The following is a 20,651-nucleotide window of genomic DNA, read 5'->3' on the forward strand; positions in this document are numbered from 1 at the left end:
TGGTATGGCCGGTTCTAACCGGCCATACCACTCACGACCCCTGGCATCGCGTGGCCACTCGCCGCCCGTCCAAGCCTCCCGAAGCGAAGACCCCGCCGGCCCGCCCGGAGCGCGCCACATTTGCCCTTCCCCTCAATAACCGCCCGCAACGCTCACGACCCCAGGCCGCATCGTCGCCAAAGTCTCGCGCAGCTGGGCGGTCGCCGCGGGTGAGAACGTGCGGGGGAGGACGTAGACACCGTCCTTGAGCAGCGGGGCGAGGTCGTCGTGGCGGATCTCGAAGTCGCTGCTCGCGGGAACGAGTTCGACCTGATGCCGTCGCCTGCCGACCGGGGTGAGGCGGACGCCGTCCAGCTCTCGCCACCAGATACCGAACTCCGGGTCTCTGCTCCAGCGCAGGCCTTTCGGGGTGATGATCAAGGTGGTGCGGCTCGACGCCTTGCCTCGGTTCTGCGGAAAGAACATCCAGCTCGCCAGCGGGCTTATCAAGCAAGCGAAGGCGAGCCCCAGGCATGCTTTGCGGAACTCGCCCTCGGCGAAGGTCGCACCGATCAGGCCCGCGAGCGCGGCCACCGCGAGAATGGAGCCGTAAAAGAGCACGTAATTCGCGCGCGACCACGCGTTGGGAAGGATCGTGACAGCGGTCTTCGGTGAGGGTCTGAATTCCGGTAGCGACTTGACCGTGCCCTGCTGCTTCACGTCGAGGTCGGCATAGAGTTCGACCACTTCTTTGATCTGTGAGACCTCGGACTCCGTGTAGACGTTCTCTACGTCCTGCCGACCGCTGGGTGCCAGCTTGAGCCACATCGTGTAGTCCCGCTCGTCAGTCTCTTTGTCGTACCATTCTTTGTCGTAGTACACCTGCTTGAAACCGACACCGCGGATTTCGTGCCAGCCGAACCGCCATTCGGGTTTGTCACGCACCAGCCACGACACCCCGTCACCGGCGACGACCAGTGCCCGTGGACCGTTGCGCTTGGCGCCTTTCGCGACGCCACGCGCTCCACCTGCCAGCAGGATCAGGCCCAGCGGTCCGGTCGCGATCAAACCGGGAATTCCGAAATGCCACAGGTCGGCGACGAGTGCGAAAATCCAGAAAGCACCGAAGACCGCGACCAGCGTGGCGCAGCCTATCGTGGTTTTCGTGAATGATTCCCGCCGGTCGAGTACCAGCCGGTCGGTCACTTGATCGACCCCGAAATCCGGTTGGTGCAGGGTTGTTCGAAGATCGGCTCCGGCTTGTCCTTGTCCTCGTCCTGACCGGTTTCGTCGATCTTCTCGCCGACCTTCTTGCCGACTTCCTTCCCGGTCTCGACCGCGAGCTTCTTCGGGACTTCCTTGAAGTCCTTGATGATGTCCCGCATGCCGTTGATACCGGCCTTGTGCGCTTCCTTGTCGAGCTTCCGGCTGCCCCGCATGAACTTGCCGAGACCGTCGGACTTCAGCGCCCGCTCGGCCCGCTCGAAGATGTCGCCCAGCTTCTTGAAGAGCCCCTTGCCGTTCTCGAAGGCCTTCGTCAGCTGCTTGATCTTTTCGATGATCTTCCGGCACCACTTGACCGCCATCGGCACACCCTCGGTGAGCATGCCGGCCACCAGCGCCGGTCCCGGATACCGGCAGGCCAGGCTGATCAGCTTGCCCACGCATTCGGCGATGAGGTCACGGACGACGCTGCGAATGATGTTCAGGATGGTCTGGCAGATCATGATCAGCGTGGACACGGCTTGTGCGCCGGTCGCCATCCCCGAATAGGTCTGCGCCCGGTCCGTCGCGAAGGCGCGATACGCGTCGGCGCCGTCGCCGGTCCAGTTCGCCGTGTCGTTCACGATGTCAGCGCCCAGGTCTTCGGCGACCTTGCCGACCTCGTCGCCGATCGCCTCCCAGGTGCCGGACATGTTCTCCAGCGTGATCTGGTCGCCGGTCAGCCAGTTGAGCGGTTCACGCAGGAACGAGACGTGCTCGATCAGCCAGCCGATCCCGGCGCCGGCCAGGGCGGCGAGCGGGTCGCTGATCAGGTCCTTGACCCCGGCCAGCCCGATGCCGGCGTTGACGAGGCCCTCGGTCCAGTCGCCTTCCTTGCATTTGAGGAACGCGTCGCCGAAGTCCTGGACGATGCCCGCGCCTTCGAGCGGGCTTTGCTTGTCCGCGGCATCGGTTTTGACCAGCGGGTTCGGCTTCTGCTCCGAGGGCGCGGTCATGACAGGGTTCTCAGCCACGGATCAGTCCTCTACCTTGAACAGCCGCTGAAACTCGTCCTCGTCCATCTCTTTGTGTTCTTTCCACGTTTGCACACGTTTGACGTGATCGATCGACGCCTCGGACGCAGAGCTGAGCGACGAGCTCGCGATCGTCTGGGTGATCGCGCAGATCCCGGCGAGCGGGATGCCCACCAGCCCGAACGCCTCGGGATGCATCGTTTCGCCCGCTGCGGAAAGCGCCATGTTCACCCGCCCGCTGAGCGCGTCGAGCTTCTTCTTATGCGCGTCGAGTTCGTCGGGATCGACTACGAATCCCGGTCCGTTGCCAGCCATGATCTCCCCTTGGTAAACCCTGCTCAGCGCAGGAAGCCGCCGCCGAAGTAGTCCTCGTCCTGTCCCTCGTCACGAGCTGGGCGAGCCGGCCGCGGTGGCGCGGGTTTTTGCGGTGCCGCGGGCTCCTCGTCCACGACGAACCGTGAACTGTCCTGCGCGGGCGCGTACCCGCCTTCGACGTAACCCTCGGGTTCCGGTTCCGGGAACTCGGAGTGCAGCTGGCTGACCAGCGCGTCCATCGTCTCGGTGCCCGCGATCGACGGGACACCGGCCTGCATGGCGCCGGCGAGCTTGGCCTGCGCCCCCTGGATCGTGCGCATGATGTCCTGCGCCAGCGAAGGCTTCATCCGGACAGCCGTCCCGATTTCCAGGTCGACGACATTGCCGGTGTGATTGACCTTGACCGCGATCTGGCCGTCCTTGCTCCGCTCGCTGACGGTGACGCTCTCGATCTCGGCCGCCGTCCGCGCGGCGTTCTCCTGGACGCTGGCCAGTTTCGCCTCGTAGTCGGTGATGAGCTGTTCAGGGTTCGACACGCAAACCTCCCCGTTCACGTCAGTAGCCAGTCGGCGACCGAGTGTGGCACATACCGCCGTTCGGCCGAGTGAAGATCAGGAAGCTCACCCAACAAGAAAGGGGTCGTGAGTGGTATCGCCGGTTCTAACCGGCGCTGCCACTCACGACCCCGCGACGCGCGCGAGTGCTAGAACTTGATCGCGACCTTGAGTGCCTCGCGGTTCGCCATCGCCTGGTACCCGGCAGGCACGTCCTCGATGCCGATCGTGCGGTCGAACACCTTGCCCGGCTGGTACTTGCCTTCGAGGACGTCGCCCATCAGCTCCGGGATGTAGTGCCGCGCGGGCGCGACGCCGCCGGTGACCGTGATGTTGTTGCGGAAGATGTACGGGCCGATCGGGCCCTCTTCGTACTGGGGCACGCCGACGCGGCTGATGGTGCCGCCCGCGCGGACCGAGCCGACGCCCATCTCGAACGCGGGCTTGGTGCCGACGCATTCGAGCACGGCGTGGGTGCCCTGGCCGCCGGTGAGCTCGCGGACTCGGGCGATGCCTTCCTCGCCGCGCTCGGAGACGACGTCCGTCGCGCCGAACTCGCGGCCGAGGTTCGTGCGGGCCTCGTGGCGGCCCATCAGGAGGATGCGCTCGGCGCCGAGACGCTTCGCCGCGAGTACCGCGGAGAGGCCGACGGCGCCGTCGCCGACGACGGTGACCGTGGTCCGCTCGTTGACTCCGGCCGTCACGGCCGCGTGGTGGCCGGTCGAGAAGACGTCGGACAGCGTGAGCATCGAGGCGAGCAGATCCTCGTCCTCGGTGTGCGGCAGCTTGACGAGCGTACCGTCGGCCTGCGGGACGCGGACGGCCTCGCCCTGGCCGCCGTCGACGTGCTTCGAACCCCAGAAACCGCCGTTGCGGCATGAGGTGTGCAGGCCCTCCTGGCAGAACTCACAGGTGTTGTCGGAGTAGACGAACGGCGCGACGACGAGGTCGCCCTTCTTGACGCTGCCGACCTCGGATCCGGCTTCCTCGACGATGCCGAGGAACTCGTGGCCGATCCGCTTGCCGTGGTCGGTGACCGGCATGTCCGAGTAGGGCCACAGGTCGCTGCCGCAGATACAGGAGCGCACGACGCGCACCACGGCGTCGGTCGGGGCCTCGACCTTGGGGTCGGGCACCTCTTCGACGCGCACGTCGCCGGCACCGTAGATGACTGTCGCTCGCATGGGGCTCCTTTCGTGGTGGGTCCTCTTAAGTGGAGTCCCGGCGGGAGTGATTCATTCCTACCCCAGCATGTGTCGCCGCACACGACCGCGCGACCCGAAGTGGAACCGACTGTCACCTGTGCGCGTAAAGATCGCGCAGAAGGGATATTTCGGCGCCGTGGTGGATGACTTCGCGGTGGATGTGCAAGATCAGCGAAGCCAGCGGGTAGTCCTCGAACCCCGGCTCGCCGGATGGCGCGGCCAGTGCTTCGGCGCTGAGGCCGCGCACTCCGTCCATCCACAACGCGTAGGCATCGTCGAGTTGACGCAGCGCCGTCTCGGCGTCTTGTGCGTACGGGAAAGTGACGTAGTCGACGGCGGGGCCGCCGAAGTGCGTGTGGTTCCGCATGCCGAAGACGCCGACGATGATGTGTCCGAGTCGCCAGGCGATCGTGGTGACCGGCGCCGGGTCCGGTGGCGGCCAGGCCCAGTCGATCCGGTGGCCGGGGTGCACGGTCCAGCAGCCCGGTACCGGTTCCCAGAGATATTCGTCGTCGGTGAGCCCGGCCATCCTCGGTCGTAGCTGCGCGTTCCAATGCCAGTCGAGCTGGTCGGCCAGCTCCTTCGTCCAGTCCATGCCGTCCAATCCGGGCCGCCCCCGGCGTGGCGCGGCTCACCTGGGACGATGGACCCACAGCGTGCCGTTGTCTAGGAGGTAGTAGGTGCCCAGTCCCACCGGTCCGGTACTCGTCGTGGACTTCGGGGCGCAGTACGCCCAGCTGATCGCCAGGCGCGTCCGCGAGGCCCAGGTCTACTCCGAGGTCGTGCCGCACACCGCGAGCGTCGACGAGATCCTCGCCAAGAACCCGTCCGCCATCATCCTCTCCGGCGGACCGTCCAGTGTGTACGAAGAAGGCGCGCCCGCCATGGACGCGGCGCTGGTCAAGGCCGGTGTGCCCGTCTTCGGCATCTGCTACGGCTTCCAGCTGCTGGCCCGCGCGCTCGGCGGCGACGTCGAAGCGACCGGCGCCCGCGAATACGGCCGCACGCAGGTCCGGATCACCGGCGACGGCGGCACCCTGCACCACGAGCTGCCCGGCAGTCACCCCGCGTGGATGAGCCACGGCGACAGCGTCACCAAGGCCCCCGAGGGCTACACCGTCACCGCGACCTCCGAGGGCGCGCCCGTCGCCGGGTTCGAGAACCTCGAGGCGCGCATCGCGGGCGTCCAGTACCACCCCGAGGTGCACCACTCGCCGCACGGCCAGGAGGTGCTGCGGCGGTTCCTGCACGACGTGGCCGGTATCCGTCCACAGTGGACGACCTCGTCGATCGTCGAGGAGCAGGTCGCCCGCATCGCCGAGCAGGTCGGCGACGGCCGCGCGATCTGCGGGCTGTCCGGCGGTGTCGACTCCGCGGTCGCGGCCGCGCTGGTCCAGCGCGCCATCGGCGACAGGCTGACCTGCGTGTTCGTCGACCACGGGCTGCTGCGGGCCGGTGAGCGCGGCCAGGTCGAGCGTGACTACGTCGCCGCGACCGGCGTCAATCTGGTGACCGTCGACGCGCGTGAGCGGTTCCTCGACGCGCTGGCCGGGGTGACCGACCCCGAGACCAAGCGCAAGATCATCGGCCGCGAGTTCATCCGCGTGTTCGAGCAGGCCGAGCGGGACCTGAAGGCCGAGGGTGACTACAAGTTCCTCGTCCAGGGCACGCTGTACCCGGACGTCGTCGAGTCCGGCGGCGGCGAGGGCACCGCGAACATCAAGAGCCACCACAACGTCGGCGGCCTGCCGGACGACCTGCAGTTCGAGCTGGTCGAGCCGCTGCGGCTGCTGTTCAAGGACGAGGTGCGCCGCGTCGGCACCGAGCTCGGGCTGCCGGAGGTGATCGTCCAGCGCCAGCCGTTCCCCGGCCCGGGCCTGGGCATCCGGATCATCGGCGAGGTCAACGCCTCGCGGCTGGAGACCCTGCGCGCGGCCGACGCGATCGCCCGCGAGGAGCTGACCGCGGCCGGTCTCGACGGCGAGATCTGGCAGTGCCCGGTGGTGCTGCTCGCCGACGTCCGCAGCGTCGGCGTCCAGGGCGACGGCCGTACCTACGGCCACCCGATCGTCCTGCGCCCGGTGTCCAGTGAGGACGCCATGACCGCGGACTGGACGCGCCTGCCGTACGAGGTGCTGGAGCGGATCTCGACCCGGATCACCAACGAGGTGGCGGAGGTCAACCGCGTGGTGCTCGACGTGACGAGCAAGCCGCCGGGCACCATCGAGTGGGAGTAAGCGAAAGAGCCCCCGGGATTCCGGGGGCTCTTTCCTTTTGAGTGGCTTGAACGGCTACCGCTTGCTTCGCAGCGACGAGCCCAGCATCACCAGTCCGATGAAGACCGCCACGCCCGCCATCAGCCAGCGGAAGTCGAAGTTCGGCAGCCACGAGGCTCCGTCACCGAGCACGAACCCGGAGACCATCAGGGTCAGCAGTCCGAAGACGAAGGTGACCATGTCCAGGCCGCGCCGCGGCTTCTTCTCGACCTGCGGCTCGTCGTAGGTGTACTCGTTCTCAGCCACGGGACACCTCCACGTCACCGGCACCGTTGTCGACTTCCAGGTGGATCTGCAGCCCGCCGACACCATCGGTGCCGTTGTCCGATCCGGTGATCGGCCGCTGCGCGACACCCTTGGCGTGCTTGGTCAGGCAGTCACTGCGACCGGCGTTGGACTTGCAGCTGTACGTCACGTCCGCCGTCGCGGGCAGCAGCACGGTGGTGTTGCCGGCGCCGTTGCTGACCTTGACCGTCACCGGGTGGTCGGCGGTCAGCTTGCGGAAGTCGAGATCGATGTCGCCTGCCGAGTGCTGGTACACCGACTTGAGTTCCGCGGCCGTGGTCGGCGAATCGGTCAGGTCCCCATAGCCGCCTTGGTACTGGTTGAACGGGATGACCGTAACGGCCATGCCGACGACCGCCAGCGGCACGGCGAGGCCGATCAGGCCGCGGCCACCGCCTGCGAACGAGCCGACGAGCAGCCCGAGGCCGACCACACCGAGCGTCAGCCCGATGATGTGCTGCAGCGAGAAGTAGCTCTCACCACTCATGTTCAGCGCGACCCCGGTGCCGGCGGTCAGCAGCGCGGCGCCGAAGGTGATCAGGCCGACTCGCGTCTTCCGGCGCGGCTCGTGGACGGGCGGCTGGGCGGGCGGCGGGGCGTGCTCGACGACCGGCTTCGGGTCGGGCAGGTCCCAGCCCTTCGGCTCGGCGGCCAGCGGGTCCCACGACGCCGGCGCTGCGGCGCTGGTCGGCATCGCGGTGGTGGTGTCCGACATCGAGAACGAAGCCTCGGCGCCCGCGGGCACCGGGCCGCTCCACGCGGACGGCCGGTTGAACTGACCGCGGTTGCGGTGCAGCAGGTAGAGCGCGGCGATCACCAGCGCGAAGCCGAGAATCCCGCTGCCGCCGTCGAACCAGTCGCCGCTGAGCGACCAGCCGGTTGTCGGCAACAACGCGATGATCAGCACCACGGTGAACCCGGTCGAGGTCGTGCTGTAGCCGCGCCCGATCATGCTCTCGAACGCGGAGACCTGGTCGCGCTCGTCCGGCAGGAACAGCCAGCCGAGCAGGTAGACCACCAGGCCGACGCCGCCGAAGATGGTCGCGGTGACCAGCGCGACCCGTACGACGACCGGGTCGAGGCCGTAGCGGTTTCCGATACCGGCGGCGACGCCGGCGATCTTGCGGCCCTCGACCGGCCTGCGTGGTCTGCTGGCCACGAAGTCTTTGACTGTCTCTTCGAAGCCGACGTGCGGCTTCTGTGTCTGCGTCTCGCCACTCATGGTGAAAATCATGCGTCACTGGGGCAGGCACCCACATCGGGGAACGACCCTGAGTTGTCCCTGACCAGCCGATCGGGGGTCCATCGGTGGGGCTGGCACGAAGGACCCTGAAATACCTGGATCGGGGGCTTCCCTGATGAAACCGGGCGAACACCGTGTGACCATGGGTGACGTGGAACAGCAGGAGATCCAGCCAGAGGCGCCGACCGCCGTCATGGTCGCGCCCGGCGGCCAGCCCAAGATGTACCGGCGCAGGTCCGGCCGGGCGCTGGCCGGTGTCGCGGGCGGGCTCGCCGATCATCTCGGTGCCAAGGTGCTGTGGGTGCGGCTCGGGTTCGCGATACTCGCGGCGCTCGGCGGCATGGGCTTGCTGGCGTACGGCCTGCTCTGGGTGTTCGCACCGCAGGAGTCGGAAGAGAGCGCCGCCCGCTACCAGCAGCCGCCCAAGGAGCGCCAGCAGGCGATGGGCCTGATGGCGCTCGGCGCCGGGCTCACGGTCGCCGGTGGGACGGTGACCGGCGCGATCAGCGGCTGGATCGCCGTGCCGCTGGCCATCGCGCTGATCGGTGCGGCGGTCGTCTGGCGTGAGGCCGACGAGTCGCAGCGCCGCCGGTGGCGCGATGGCGCCAAGGACGGTTTCGCGGGCGCGCTGCTCGGCGGCGGTGGCTGGTCGGCCACAGTACGGATTCTCGCCGGTGTCGCGCTGGTGATGACCGGTATCGGTGTGGTCGTGCTGCGCGACAGCAGCTTCGACCAGGTCCAGTTCGCGCTGATCGCGGTGATCGCGACGCTGATCGGCGTCGCGGTGCTGACGATCCCGTTCTGGCTGCGGATGGTCCGCGACCTGTCCGACGAGCGCAAGGCGCGCATCCGCACCGACGAGCGCGCCGAGATCGCCGCGCACCTGCACGACTCCGTGCTGCAAACGCTTGCGCTGATCCAGAAGCAGGCCGACTCTCCTCGCGAGGTCGCCAGGCTCGCGCGTGGCCAGGAACGTGAGCTCAGGTCTTGGCTCTACGGGCCGTCCGGGTATGGCAAGCCGGCGGAGTCCGCGCCGAACGGCCGGTTCTCCGAGGCGCTCGCGGCCGCGTGCGGCGAGGTCGAGGACACCTTCGCCATCTCGGTCCAGCAGGTCGTCGTCGGCGAGGCCGACCTCGACGAGCCGCTGATCGCGCTGGTGCAGGCGGCGCGTGAGTCGATCGTCAACGCGGCCAAGCACGCGGGTGTCGAAGACGTTAGTGTTTATGCCGAGGTCGAGCCGACCGCGGTGACGGTGTTCGTGCGTGACCGGGGCAAGGGCTTCGACCCTGATGTCGTGCCGGAGGACCGGCATGGCGTCGCCGACTCGATCCGGGGCAGGATGGAGCGCAACGGCGGCAGTTGCCGGATCAAGACAGCTCCCGGCGAAGGCACCGAGGTACAGCTGGAAATGCCGATGAAGGCGACTAGGGGAGCAGCGTGACGGAGAGCCAGCAGACGCGGGAACCGGTCAAGGTATTCCTGGTCGACGACCACGCGCTGTTCCGCGCCGGGGTGCGCACCGAGCTCGACTCGATCACCGACGAGGTCCAGGTGGTCGGCGAGGCCGGTTCCGTCGCCGAGGCGGTGGCGGGCATCGTCCGCACCAACCCGCAGGTCGTGCTCCTCGACGTTCACATGCCCGACGGCGGTGGCGCCGAGGTGCTCAAGCGTGTCCGCCCCGAGCTGCCCGACGTGGTCTTCCTCGCGCTCTCGGTCTCCGACGCGGCCGAAGACGTCATCGCGGTCATCCGCGCGGGCGCCCGCGGTTACGTCACCAAGACCATCTCGTCGAAGGAACTCGTGCGTGCGGTCGTCCGGGTCTCCGACGGCGACGCCGTGTTCTCGCCCCGTCTCGCGGGCTTCGTGCTGGACGCGTTCGCCGATCGGCCCGGCTCGGCCCCGATCAGCGACCCGGACCTCGACCTCCTCACGCCGCGCGAGCGCGACGTGCTGCGTCTGCTCGCGCGTGGTTACGCGTACAAGGAGATCGCGTCCGAGCTGTTCATCTCGGTGAAGACGGTCGAGACGCACGTGTCGAGCGTCCTGCGCAAGACCCAGCTCTCGAACCGCTACGAGCTCTCGCGCTGGGCCTCGGACCGCCGCCTCGTCTAGACCGAGAACTGGGTGATCTTGTCCGGGGTCACCCGCACGATCATCCGCAGCTTCTCCTCGGACTCCGGCTGCGGATCCTGGCCGAGATACTTGTGGGAAAGCGTTGCCGGCAACGTCTTTCCGGGATCCTCGATCAGCTCGGCGGTCCCGCGGATGTCCACCGACTGATACGGATTGTCCTTATCGGACACGGTCAGGCTGATCCGCGGATCCCGTTGCAGATTCCGGATTTTCCGCCGCCCGGCGAGTGACGAGAACACCACGGCGTCCCCGTCCGTCCCGATCCACACCAGCGACGTATGCGGCGACCCATCGGCGTCCAGCGTCGCCACAGTCGCGAAGTTCTTACCGTCCAGCAGCGCGCGCGTTCGTTCGTCAAACCCCATACCCACCAGAACCCGCGCACCCCAAGATCCCTTCCCGATCCAGGGAAAAAAATCCCAATGCGGCATTGGTCAGGTTTCAGCACGCCAATGTGGCTTTCGTCAGCTCTGAGCTGACGAAAGCCACATTGGGATTTTTTTTGGCTCAGTCGGCCACCGAGGCGACCGCCAGTGGTGGGGTGGCAGGGGTGATGGCAGGGCGTCGCTTGACCCTGGTCAGCGCGACCCCGCCCAGCACCACGACCATGCCGGCGATCACGCGCAGGTTCAGCGTCTCGCCGAGGAAGAGCGAGCCCAGCAGCACCGAGACCACCGGCAGCAGGTAGCCGACGATCGACGCCGCCACCGCGCCTTCCGACTCCAGCAGCTGGTAGTTGAGCTTGAACGCGATCCCGGTCGAACCGGCGCCCAGAATCACCACCGCGATGACCGCGATCGGCGACAGGTGGATCGGGGTCAGCCCGCCCACCGGCACCGCGAACAGCATCATCCCGCTCGCCACCAGCATCTGCGCCGCCGCGACCGCGACGGGGGAGACGCCGGTGCCCGACAGGTACTTGCCTTCGTAGACGAACGCCAGCGCGTAGCTCGCCGCGGCGACCAGGCAGGCGACGGCACCCCAGCTGAGCAGGCCGGACGCGTGCCACGGCGCGAAGATCAGCAGGATCCCGGCCAGCCCGATGGCGAGCCCGAACGCCCGCGCCCCGCCGAGCCGCCCGCCCGCGCCGAACAGCGGCGCGATCAGCACCACCCACAGCGGGGTGGTCGAGTTCAGCACCCCGGTGATCCCCGAATCGACCGTCTGCTCGCCGATCGCGAACAGCAGGAACGGCAGCGCGTTGTGGAAGAACGCCGCGAAGCCGATCAGCAGCCAGAACCGTCGCTGGCGCGGCAGCCGGTCCTTGGCCAGGTACACCAGTCCGAGCAGCACGAGCGCGCCGAGCACCAGGCGCGCGAGCACCAGCTGCACCGGCGAGAACGCCTGCAACCCGAACTTGATCCAGAAAAAGCTCGAACCCCACATCAACGCCAGTGCGCCCATGCGCAGCAGCGCCTTCGTCTCACCCACCCAGTCCTCCTCGTATTCACCCAAAGCTTGCGGCCAGGAAGGAGTAAGGACAAGCGAAAATAACTGCATCGACCCTTAAGTAAACCTGTAAGATCACGCCCATGTTGGACGTTCGCCGCCTGCAGGTATTACGCGCTGTGATCACCAGCGGTTCGATCACGGCCGCCGCGCGCAATCTGGGCTACACGCCGTCCGCGATCAGCCAGCAGTTGTCCACCCTGGAACGGGAAGCAGGCACCGAGTTGTTCGAGCGGGTCGGCCGCGGCATCCGCCCGACGCCTGCCGGAACACTCCTGTCCGAGCACGCCGAGGTGCTCAGCGGCCAACTCGCCAAGGCAGAGGCCGCGCTCACCGAGCTGAAGAACGGCCGGACCGGCAGGCTCGCCATCCGCTACTTCGCGACCGCGGGCGCCGCGCTCGTCCCGCCAGCCGTCGCGGCCATCCGCGCCGAGTACCCGGGCATCGAGCTCGACCTCAAGCTCACCGAACCCAACGACCCGATGCCCGAGGTCGAGTCCGGCCGCGCGGACATCGCGATCGTCGTGCTCCCGCGCACCGACCCGGTCGCCAAGGGCATCGAGCTCGTCCATCTGCTCGACGATCCGTACCGCGCGGTGCTGCCCAAGCATCACCCGCTCACCCGCAAGCGCGTGCTCGAGCTCACCGACCTCGCCGAGGAACCCTGGGTCGGCGTCGACGCGGTGCCGGGCGCCTGCCGTCAGGTGCTGATGGAAGCCTGCGCCGCCGCGGGTTTCTCGCCCAACATCGCCGTCGACGCCGACGATTACCAGACGGCACAAGGGTTCGTCGCCGCCGGGCTCGGCGTCACGCTGGTGCCCGAGCTCGGCCTCGGCACCCCGCATCCCGGCGTCACCATCCGCAAGGTGCGTCATCCGGGGCCGTACCGGGCGATCCACGCCGCGGTCGCCGCGCACGCCATGGGCCAGCCCGCGGTCGAACGGCTGCTTTCGGCCATGCGGCACGCTTCGGCCAACGCCGCCTAGCCCGATGGACGAGGTCGCGTTCACGGAGGCCGCCGAGCGGCATCGCCGCGAGCTGCGCGTGCACTGCTACCGGATGCTCGGCTCGTTCGACGAGGCCGAGGACCTCGTCCAGGAGACGTTTTTGCGTGCCTGGAAGGGAATCAACGGCTTCGAAGGCCGCTCCACCTTCCGCGCCTGGCTGTACCGGATCGCCACCAACGCCTGCCTCGACGCGCTTGAGGGCCGCGCCCGCCGCGTGCTCCCGAACGACCTGACGCCACCGTCTCAACCCGACGCGGGTGCACCGGTCCGCACCGATATCCCTTGGCTACAGCCGTTTCCGGACGTCGCCGCGCCCCGCGAGTCCCAGCCGGAAGCCCAGCTCGTCGCCAAGGAGACGATCGAGCTGGCGTTCCTGGCCGCGATCCAATACCTGCCGCCACGCCAGCGCGCCGTGCTGATCCTGCGTGACGTGCTCGGCTGGTCGGCCAAGCAGACCGCCGATCTGCTGGACGGCACGGTCGCGTCGGCCAACAGCGCGTTGCAGCGCGCCAGATCGACGCTCAAGGAGCGCTTGCCGGAGCGCCGGATGGAGTGGTCGGCCGAACCCAGCGAGCAGGACATGGCCGTGCTGCGGCGCTACATGGCCGCCGTGGAACGCGCCGACGTCGCCGCGGTGTCCGAGCTGCTGGCCGAGGACGTCCGCACGACCATGCCGCCGTACCCGATGTGGTTCGAAGGCCGCGATGCCGTCGTCGGCGTGCTCGCCGCGGGCTGGGACACGACCGCGCCGCACTACGTCGGCAAGCTCCGCATGGTGCCGACCCGCGCCAACGGTCAGCTCGCGACGGCCGCGTACGTCCAGGTGCCCGGCGAGACCGCTTATCAAGCCTTCGCGATCGGCGTTTTCCGGATCTCCGACGGCCACATCGCCGAGATCACCGCGTTCCACGACCCCGGACTGTTCCCGGCGTTCGGCCTGGACACCGAGCTCCGATGAGTTTTCGGCCGAGTGGCCGTCTCAACTTCCAGTAGATCGAAAACCCTGGAGGAAGACCATGAGCAAGGTGCTGTATTCGGCCGCGATGTCACTGGACGGGTTCATCGCTGGCGCTGGCGGTGACATGTCCTGGCTGAACGACCATCCCGGCAAGAACCCGATCGTGGCCGAGCTGATCGAGAAGACGGGCTCGCTGCTCATCGGCGCCCGCACGCAGTTCGGCGACGACCCGAACCGGGACACGCCCAACGAGGGCCCGTTCGGCGGCGCCTGGCACGGTCAGCAGTTCGTGCTCACGCACAACCCGCCGTCGGCCCCGGTGCCGGACACGACCTTCTGCGACAACCTCGAAACCGCTGTGGCATTGGCGAAAGCGGCAGCAGGCGACAAGTACGTCAACGTGCTCGGCGCGAACGTCGCGAAGCAATGCCTCGCGGCCGGCTTGCTCGACGAGATCGCCGTGACCATCGTGCCCGCGCTGCTCGGCGACGGTGTGCGGCTGTACGAGCACCTCGGCGGCACCAACATCAAGCTCGAGCACGTCAGCCGCGGTCTCGCGCCGAACGGCACGAACATCTGGCTGCGGGTCGCCTAAACGAAGAAGAGTTCGGCGATCAGCACGCCGACCAGTATCGCGACCACCACGGCCACCGCGGGGATCAGCCACTTCGGCTTGGCCGAAGCCGGTTTCGGCGGCCGTGGTGGCGCGGCCGGTCGCGGCTGGAACGCCTGGTGCGGCGGAACCGGCTGCTGGATGGCCGTCGGCGCGGCGGTGCCCGGTGCGGCGGCCGATGGAGGTGTGGCAGGCATGATCGGCATCGCGGGCGCCGTCGGCGGCACGAACGCGGTCTTGGTGTCGCCGTGGCTGATCGCGTTGAGCGACCGGACGGTGTCGTTCATCGTCGGCCGGGTGATCGGGTCCTGCCGCAGCATCTTGCCCAGCGCGCCGGACAACGGCCCGGCGTTGTCGATCGCAGGCGGCCCGCCCTGGCCGTTCTCCCCGTACGGCGGCACGCCTTCGACGGCCGTGTACAGCGTCGCGCCCAGCGAGAAGACGTCCGAAGCCGGCGTCGCGGGCAGGCCGCGTGCCACCTCGGGCGCGCGGTACGCGGGCGTCGGGCCGCCGCCGGTGATGCCGATGTCGGTGAGTTTGACGCCGCCGTCGTCGGCCAGCAGCACGGTGCCCGGTTCGAGCGTGCGGTGGATGATGTTCGCCGCGTGCAGCGTCGCCAGCGTCGAACCGAGCTGGATGCCGAGGCCCGCGGCCTGTTCGGGGGTGAGCCTGCCGTGCTCGGCCAGGAACTGCGCCATGCTGCGTGACGGGATGTACTCCATCACGATCCACACGTCGTCGTTCTCGTGGAACACGTCGTGCACCGTGATCGCGCACTTGTGCTCGATCTTGGCGGCGTTGCGGCCTTCGAGGAAGGCCTGCTCCCGCGCCTGCGCCGCCTGTTCCGGCGTGAGGCCGGACGGGATCAGCAGGCGTTTCATCGCGACCGTCCGGTGCAGCCGCAGGTCGAGCGCCAGCCACACGATGCCGGCGCGGCCACGTCCGATCGGCTGATCAAGGCGATAGCGCTCGCCGACGACGGAACCTTCGGTACTCACCAACTCGCGATACCTATCCGCCGGCCGGGGTCGACGAGGATGTCTCGGTAGATGAGGACTTCGTCGGAGACGAGGTGGTCGTCTTGGAGGTCGGCGTCGTCTTCGTCGTCGTCGGCGGAGTCGTCTTCGTAGGCGTCTCCGACGTCGTCGTCTTGGACGAGGTCGTCTTCTTCGTCGTCGTTTCCGTCGGCGTCGTGGACTCTTCCGTCGGCGTCGACTCGGTGGTCGTCGGCGACGACTTCGTGGTCGAAGGCGCGGAAGTGCTCGGCTTGGTGTCGGTCGTCGCGGTGCTGCTGCGCGGGCTGAACACCCAGATGCCCATGGCGATGAGCCCGACCAGCACGATCCCGCCGATGATGGCGGGCTTCTTCCACGCGCCGGGCTTCTCTTCGTCGTCCTTCGCGGCCGGTTCGGCTGCCGGGCGCCGCGGCGGCGGGGGCGCGGGAGCCGGGGGCTCGTCGTCGAAGTCGTCTTCGTAGTCGTCGTAGTCCGCCATCGGGACCGCGCGCGTGGCGTTCGGGCCGGGAGGCGGCCCGGCGGGCGGCATCGCCGTCGTCCGGTCGAAGCCGGAGTCGTAGGCGGCGTTGTCGTAGTCGTTCTGCGGGTACGCGCCGCCGCCGTCGTCGTAGTCGTACTGGTCGTCGTAGAACCCGCCCTGGCGCGGCGGCTCCTGCTGGTCGAGCAGCGTGCCGGAGTGCCCGTCCTCACCCTCGAACAGCTGAGTCGAGCCGGGTGCCGGACCGCCGAGCACGCCGGCGACCGGCGCCAGGTGCGTCGCGTCGGTCGGCCCGCCGAGCGGCGTCTCGCCGCGCGCGACGGCCGCGAGCAGCTCTTCGCACTCCTCGGCGGTCGGCCGGTGGTGGACGTCCGGGTGCAGCAGCACGGCCAGGACGCTCGCGAGCGGCCCCGACTGGCGCGGCGGGTCGATCTGCCCGGCGGCGACCTTGTGAAGCAGGCTCAGCGTGTTCTCGCTGAGCCCGAACGGCGGCTGGCCTTCGCAAGCCGCGTAGAGCGTCGAGCCGAGTGAGAAGACATCGGCTTCCGAGCCGGGTTCGCCGCCGATGGCCACCTCGGGCGCCAGGTAGGCGGGCGTGCCCGCGATCATCCCGGTCTTGGTGACCGTGACGTCGTCGGTGGCGCGGGAGATGCCGAAGTCGGTGATCTTCACGATCCCGTTGCCGCCGAGCAGGATGTTGCCCGGCTTGATGTCACGGTGCACGATGCCGACCGCGTGCGCTTCCTTCAGCGCGGCCGCGATCTGCGCGCCGATCCTGGCGACCTCGGTCGGCTCCAGCGTGCCCTGCTCCTGCAGCACCTGCGCGAGACTCGTCGACGGCAGGTACTCCATGATCAGGCAGGGCTGGCCGCGATCGTCGGTGACGACGTCGAACACGGTGATCGCGTTCGGGTGGTGCAGCCGAGCCGCGATCCGGCCTTCGCGCATGGTGCGCTGGCGCGCGTCGTCGGCGTCGTGCTGCTCCAGACCCGGCTGAAGGAACAGCTGCTTGACCGCGACCGTTCTGGCCAGAACCTCGTCGTGTGCTTGCCAGACGGCGCCCATGGCGCCGGTGCCGATCCGCCGCACTATGCGGTACCGATCGGCGACCAGGCGACCCTCGTCGCTCACGCGACCTCCTTCAGGCTCCGTCTCGCTGCGGGTTCGGTTCCCGCAGAGGGCAAGCGGCGACCGTGGTGGCGCGCCACACGTCCAGGAGCGTAGGCACATCTTGTGGTCAGTGTGTCGGCTTTGCCGAGACCGACTCGTGACAAGGCTAAGCGCTCACTCTGCGCACACACATCCGGCACGCATTGAGAGGCGACCTTGATCACATCTGCTGGGCCGAAAGCAGCTTCACTTCGGAGATGAGCCCGGACGTGGTCTCCGCCATCCGGAGCAGCTGGGTGACCCGCAGCTGTCCGCCGTCCGGTTCGCGCATGGTGACCACCGCGATCACCGAACCATCGGGCTGAACCGTGGCTTCCAGCACCTTCACCGCGTCCATCGGGCTCCACGCGCGGACGAGGTCGCCAGGCTCGGTGCCGGCGAGCAGCGGATCCAGCAGTGACAGCGCGCCGGTCGGATTGAAGTCGATCATCTCGTAGAACTTCTTGACGATGTCGAGTTTCTGCGCGGGCGCGGCGCCTGCCGCGACCTGCGGCTTCGCCGTCGAGGGCGCGCCGCCGGTACGTTCCGTGGTCGCGGCGGGAGTGTCGGCGGCCTGTACGACCGCGGGTGAACCGGCGTCCGGCTTGGCCTGCTTGGGGGCGCCGGAGGCGCCCCGTCCGCCGGACACGGGGTCCGGCACGGCGAAGCCGCCGAGCGCGGCGGCGCCGGCGGGCTCGACCACGGTGGGCACGTTCTGCTGCTGGCGGTGACCGGCGAGCGAGGCCGCGGCGATCACGGAGCCGGTGACGAGCGAGGCGGCGATCAGCAGTCCGCCGAGCTTGGCCCGCCTGGCGAGGCGGCTCTCGGTCTGCTCGGGTTCGAGTTCTTCCTGTCGCGGCTCCGGCTCGTCCTGAGCGCGGGGCGGCACGAAGTTCTGCGGCTCGCGGAAGACCTGCTCGAGGTACTCGCGGTCGACCCGGTTGTCATCGAGGAAGTCGGCGGGGATGACGTCCTCGATGCGGATGGTGTCGACGGTGTCGGATCGGACCGGCTCGCGCCGGGTTCCTTGCCGATCGTGCACGGGTTTCCTCGCGCTTTCTGAGCCGGTCTCGCTCTGCTGTCAGGGGCACGGGCGTTTCATCGCCCTCGGCCGGTTCGGCCGTTCGGTGTAACTCGGTCGTCTTGGTGGACGCGCCGAACCACTGACATCAGGTAACCCTGGGATGCGGAGGCAAGCCAGTCCCGGTCGCCGGAATGCGTTCGTGGAACGACGAACGGCACTCTATGTCACCCACCCGGACCAGGAAAAACCGCTTACCGCACTGCACGTGCACGGTGTTTAAGCAGCTGCACGTGCAGATGCTGTCACCGACCGTCGCTCTCGATCTTGGCGTCATCACCGAACGTCAGCGTGCGCGTTTCCAGCGTCTTGCTGCCATCCTTATGGGTGACCTCGACGGTATTGACGGTTACTCCGCGATTCTGGTCAATGCTGATCTTCTTCACTTCGAAATACGCGACATCGGCGTATTTCTGCGCCAGCGCCTGCGGTCCTTGGTCACGCAGCTTGCCGGTGGTCACCGAGGAGGCCGTGTTCGGGTCTTCGGCGACGGTGTTGAAGAACTTCTCCGTGTTGTCACCCATCGACTGGCTGTCTATCGGGAACGAGTACCAGGGCGCGGAGGTCGTGGTCCGCGCCGGAGGGGTGACCGGCGGCTTCTGCGGCGAGTTCGGCGCGGGGGCGCCGGTGGTCACCGGGCCACCGCCGCCCGAAGGCGCGGCGGGCGGCATCATCCCGCCGTCACGCGGTGCGCCCGCGATCACGGGTTTGCGGTCTCCGGTCGAGGCCTGGTTCTTGCCGCCGCCCCCGGAAGGCTTGGTGGCGGACGCGGTCGGCGACGGCGGGGCCTTCTGCTCGTCGCTGACCGACGGCTGCCCGCCGCGGTACCCGGGCCAGCCCTGATTGGAGGCCTGGTTCTCGGTCGGGCTGCCGACCAGCAGCGAACCGGCGAACAGCAGCGCGACGACCACGCCACCCGAGGAGATGGTGGCGAACCAGGCTGCTTTCTTCCAGGTCTTCGGCGGGGTGACCGACGCAGGCACGGAGCCGAGGTCGAAGGTGCCGAGCCCATCGGGCGCGGGCGCGAGGTAGACGCGGACGTCGTCCTCTTCTTCTCTGCGTGGTGGCCGCACCGGCTGGGTCAGCTTGATCTTGGTGCGGCGGCTGGCCTGGTCTTCGACCGGCTCGGGCGGCGGCGCGACGACGGGTGTCTCCGCCGTCGGTTCGTCCGCGCGGGGCTGGGGCAGCGGCGCGGCCGGGCGGCGCGGCGGGCGCGGCACCGGTGGCCGAGGCACGGGCAGCTCGCCGCGGATGGGAAGAAAGCCGTAGTCCGCCTTGAGTGGCCTGGTCTGCCGCTCGGCGCGGGGGAGTGAGCCGCTCACCGAGGGATAGAAGGGATTGTCGTCGTGGAGCTCGTGCCGCCCGTGGTCCGGATGCGCCGAAACCGCGGGAGTCCAGGTCCCCGCGCCGTTACGCCGATGCCGCCCCCGTGCGTCCAGAGGATCGCCGAAGGAGTCCGCCCCGATGCTCATGCTGGATCGACCCCCCTCACTCTGCGCCCTGACGCGATTACCGTCAGACTTAAGCCGATCGGACCAAACGGCCGGGCATCGGAACGAGCGGAATAACGCGCCGAATACCGAGCAAATGCACGCGCACGCGACGGTAGACGCGCCGGGCCGCTGGCCGGGCGCGTCTCGCGGGCATCGCCCGACCCAGACGCGAGGGTCCACACGCCATTCAGACTAAAAGCTGAATGGGCCGTTCGTCTCGTTAGTTGTGCAAGTTGCAGATCTTTCACTCTGACGGGCGCGGCTAAATGGGCGGCGCTTACTCAGAGAGATGATATGCGGCTCCAAACGATCCGTTTTGTCTGGTTTTCCGCGATTTTTGGCCGTACGCGATTACCCGCCGCTGCGATAACGGGACTGGGTCGACTGCAGTGACTTGGTCGCCACGGCACCGCTGCCCGCGGCCAAGATGATCGCGAGGATGTCCATCCCCGTGCCGCCCGCGGTGAACAGCCACGCGACGAGCGAGACGGCGGTGGTGCCGCCGGCGATCGCCCAGCGGCTCTTCACGTACTGGGCGATCGGCGCGCCGCCCGCGCGCTTGTTCGCCGCGTTGTTGAGCATCGCGAGATAGCCGAGGTGCCCGAGCGTCGCCAGCACACCGGCGATCGCGACCAGGATGGCGATCAAATTAATCATGTCACCAGTCTGCCCGCATGCTGTCCGGTTCGTCCTAGGGGTTCACCCTGATTTGGCCGACCGTGCCCGCAAGGTTACGAGCGGGGCGCTACCTGCCGAGGCGGCCGCGGCCCAGGTTCAGCAGCGCCATCGCGAGCTGGCGGCCGTCGGGGCCGAGTTCGCGGTAGCGGGCGAGCACGTCCATCTCACGGTTGTAGACGATCCGGGTCCCGCCGGCGGCCATCCTGGCGGCGCCGATGGTCTTCGAGACCTCGACACGGCGTTTGATGAGGCGGAGGATTTCGGCGTCCAGCCAGTCGATCTCCTGGCGGAGCGCGTCGATCTCTTCCGCGGTGTGCTCGGCGTCCGGCGTTTCCTGCGTCTGAGTGTTCATCGAGACCTCTCTTCGGTCCTGATCGTCCTCGGAACCCTGAGCAGACGGAAGCCCCGGGTCCGTGGACTCCGGGGCTTCGGGTGATTCGCGGTGAGGCACTACGCGATCACGGGAGCCGGAGTCCGGGTCCCGTAAAAAAATCGCTCAGCG

Annotated in this window: 22 protein-coding genes; 6 read left to right on the forward strand and 16 right to left on the reverse strand. The window is 68.3% G+C overall.

Annotated features, from left to right (window positions below; genetic code table 11):
- Positions 1–132 precede the first annotated feature (132 nt).
- From ACFV15_RS32025 to ACFV15_RS32050, 6 genes are all read right to left on the reverse strand, one after another.
- Complete coding sequence (locus ACFV15_RS32025) at positions 133–1,185, reverse strand: hypothetical protein (RefSeq protein ID WP_378355006.1); 1,053 nt, start codon at positions 1,183–1,185, stop codon at positions 133–135.
- The gene (locus ACFV15_RS32030; protein ID WP_378355007.1) at positions 1,182–2,216 is read right to left on the reverse strand and encodes a WXG100 family type VII secretion target; all 1,035 of its coding nucleotides are present in this window, start codon (positions 2,214–2,216) and stop codon (positions 1,182–1,184) included. Before ACFV15_RS32030 ends, ACFV15_RS32025 begins: the two co-directional genes overlap by 4 nt.
- Before the next feature lie 3 nt (positions 2,217–2,219).
- The gene (locus ACFV15_RS32035) at positions 2,220–2,531 is read right to left on the reverse strand and encodes a hypothetical protein (RefSeq protein WP_378355009.1); all 312 of its coding nucleotides are present in this window, start codon (positions 2,529–2,531) and stop codon (positions 2,220–2,222) included.
- A gap of 23 nt (positions 2,532–2,554) precedes the next feature.
- Positions 2,555–3,067 carry a YbaB/EbfC family nucleoid-associated protein gene (locus ACFV15_RS32040; protein WP_378355011.1) on the reverse strand — a complete coding sequence of 171 codons (513 nt, stop codon included), beginning with the start codon at positions 3,065–3,067 and terminating at the stop codon, positions 2,555–2,557.
- 167 nt (positions 3,068–3,234) lie between these two features.
- Positions 3,235–4,269 (reverse strand): zinc-dependent alcohol dehydrogenase family protein, encoded by a 1,035-nt coding sequence (locus ACFV15_RS32045; RefSeq protein ID WP_378355013.1) that lies wholly within the window; start codon positions 4,267–4,269, stop codon positions 3,235–3,237.
- A 112-nt stretch (positions 4,270–4,381) separates the two neighbouring features.
- Positions 4,382–4,885, reverse strand: a complete 504-nt coding sequence (locus tag ACFV15_RS32050) for a DinB family protein (RefSeq protein ID WP_378355014.1) — start codon at positions 4,883–4,885, stop codon at positions 4,382–4,384.
- Between the two features lie 85 nt (positions 4,886–4,970).
- Here ACFV15_RS32050 and guaA point away from each other — a divergent pair, with 85 nt between their 5' ends.
- Positions 4,971–6,527 carry a glutamine-hydrolyzing GMP synthase gene (gene guaA, locus ACFV15_RS32055; RefSeq protein ID WP_378355016.1) on the forward strand — a complete coding sequence of 519 codons (1,557 nt, stop codon included), beginning with the start codon at positions 4,971–4,973 and terminating at the stop codon, positions 6,525–6,527.
- 54 nt (positions 6,528–6,581) lie between these two features.
- On the opposite strand, the gene ACFV15_RS32060 is transcribed toward guaA, so the two are convergent.
- Together ACFV15_RS32060 and ACFV15_RS32065 are read right to left on the reverse strand one after the other, a co-directional pair.
- Positions 6,582–6,812, reverse strand: a complete 231-nt coding sequence (locus ACFV15_RS32060; RefSeq protein WP_378355018.1) for a hypothetical protein — start codon at positions 6,810–6,812, stop codon at positions 6,582–6,584.
- Positions 6,805–8,073 (reverse strand): PspC domain-containing protein, encoded by a 1,269-nt coding sequence (locus ACFV15_RS32065; protein WP_378355019.1) that lies wholly within the window; start codon positions 8,071–8,073, stop codon positions 6,805–6,807. The genes ACFV15_RS32060 and ACFV15_RS32065 overlap by 8 nt, the downstream gene beginning before the upstream one ends.
- Positions 8,074–8,287: 214 nt before the next feature.
- Between ACFV15_RS32065 and ACFV15_RS32070 the strand changes: the two genes are divergently transcribed.
- A complete protein-coding gene (locus ACFV15_RS32070) occupies positions 8,288–9,535 on the forward strand; it encodes a PspC domain-containing protein (protein ID WP_378355053.1) in 1,248 nt (415 codons plus the stop codon).
- A complete protein-coding gene (locus tag ACFV15_RS32075; protein ID WP_378355021.1) occupies positions 9,532–10,206 on the forward strand; it encodes a response regulator in 675 nt (224 codons plus the stop codon). The genes ACFV15_RS32070 and ACFV15_RS32075 overlap by 4 nt, the downstream gene beginning before the upstream one ends.
- Here the strand turns inward: ACFV15_RS32075 and ACFV15_RS32080 are convergent.
- Together ACFV15_RS32080 and ACFV15_RS32085 are read right to left on the reverse strand one after the other, a co-directional pair.
- The gene (locus tag ACFV15_RS32080) at positions 10,203–10,592 is read right to left on the reverse strand and encodes a PPOX class F420-dependent oxidoreductase (RefSeq protein ID WP_378355023.1); all 390 of its coding nucleotides are present in this window, start codon (positions 10,590–10,592) and stop codon (positions 10,203–10,205) included. The two genes, ACFV15_RS32075 and ACFV15_RS32080, sit on opposite strands and share 4 nt — an antisense overlap.
- Positions 10,593–10,734: 142 nt before the next feature.
- Positions 10,735–11,658, reverse strand: a complete 924-nt coding sequence (locus ACFV15_RS32085; protein ID WP_378355025.1) for a DMT family transporter — start codon at positions 11,656–11,658, stop codon at positions 10,735–10,737.
- A 101-nt stretch (positions 11,659–11,759) separates the two neighbouring features.
- Between ACFV15_RS32085 and ACFV15_RS32090 the strand changes: the two genes are divergently transcribed.
- Genes ACFV15_RS32090 through ACFV15_RS32100 form a run of 3 tightly spaced genes read left to right on the forward strand, consistent with a single transcriptional unit; the run spans position 11,760 to position 14,236 of the window.
- Entirely contained in the window at positions 11,760–12,662 is a 903-nt protein-coding gene (locus tag ACFV15_RS32090) for a LysR family transcriptional regulator (RefSeq protein ID WP_378355026.1), read from the forward strand.
- 4 nt (positions 12,663–12,666) lie between these two features.
- Positions 12,667–13,641: a sigma-70 family RNA polymerase sigma factor gene (locus ACFV15_RS32095; RefSeq protein WP_378355028.1), complete on the forward strand. Its 975-nt coding sequence runs from the start codon at positions 12,667–12,669 to the stop codon at positions 13,639–13,641.
- Positions 13,642–13,699: 58 nt separating this feature from the next.
- Positions 13,700–14,236, forward strand: coding sequence for a dihydrofolate reductase family protein (locus ACFV15_RS32100; protein ID WP_378355030.1), 537 nt, complete (start codon positions 13,700–13,702; stop codon positions 14,234–14,236).
- Here ACFV15_RS32100 and ACFV15_RS32105 read toward each other — a convergent pair.
- The 6 genes from ACFV15_RS32105 to ACFV15_RS32130 form a co-directional block, all read right to left on the reverse strand.
- Positions 14,233–15,252 (reverse strand): serine/threonine-protein kinase, encoded by a 1,020-nt coding sequence (locus ACFV15_RS32105; RefSeq protein WP_378355031.1) that lies wholly within the window; start codon positions 15,250–15,252, stop codon positions 14,233–14,235. The two genes, ACFV15_RS32100 and ACFV15_RS32105, sit on opposite strands and share 4 nt — an antisense overlap.
- 13 nt (positions 15,253–15,265) lie before the next feature.
- A complete protein-coding gene (locus tag ACFV15_RS32110; RefSeq protein ID WP_378355033.1) occupies positions 15,266–16,879 on the reverse strand; it encodes a serine/threonine-protein kinase in 1,614 nt (537 codons plus the stop codon).
- Between the two features lie 199 nt (positions 16,880–17,078).
- Positions 17,079–17,939, reverse strand: coding sequence for a hypothetical protein (locus ACFV15_RS32115; protein WP_378355034.1), 861 nt, complete (start codon positions 17,937–17,939; stop codon positions 17,079–17,081).
- Between the two features lie 284 nt (positions 17,940–18,223).
- Positions 18,224–19,450: a hypothetical protein gene (locus ACFV15_RS32120; RefSeq protein ID WP_378355035.1), complete on the reverse strand. Its 1,227-nt coding sequence runs from the start codon at positions 19,448–19,450 to the stop codon at positions 18,224–18,226.
- 372 nt (positions 19,451–19,822) lie between these two features.
- Entirely contained in the window at positions 19,823–20,128 is a 306-nt protein-coding gene (locus ACFV15_RS32125) for a hypothetical protein (protein WP_378355036.1), read from the reverse strand.
- A gap of 88 nt (positions 20,129–20,216) precedes the next feature.
- Positions 20,217–20,600 carry a chorismate mutase gene (locus ACFV15_RS32130; protein ID WP_378355037.1) on the reverse strand — a complete coding sequence of 128 codons (384 nt, stop codon included), beginning with the start codon at positions 20,598–20,600 and terminating at the stop codon, positions 20,217–20,219.
- Positions 20,601–20,651: the final 51 nt, after the last annotated feature.

It is taken from the genome of Amycolatopsis sp. NPDC059657 (genome assembly GCF_042734395.1).
Classification (GTDB): Bacteria; Actinomycetota; Actinomycetes; order Mycobacteriales; family Pseudonocardiaceae; genus Amycolatopsis.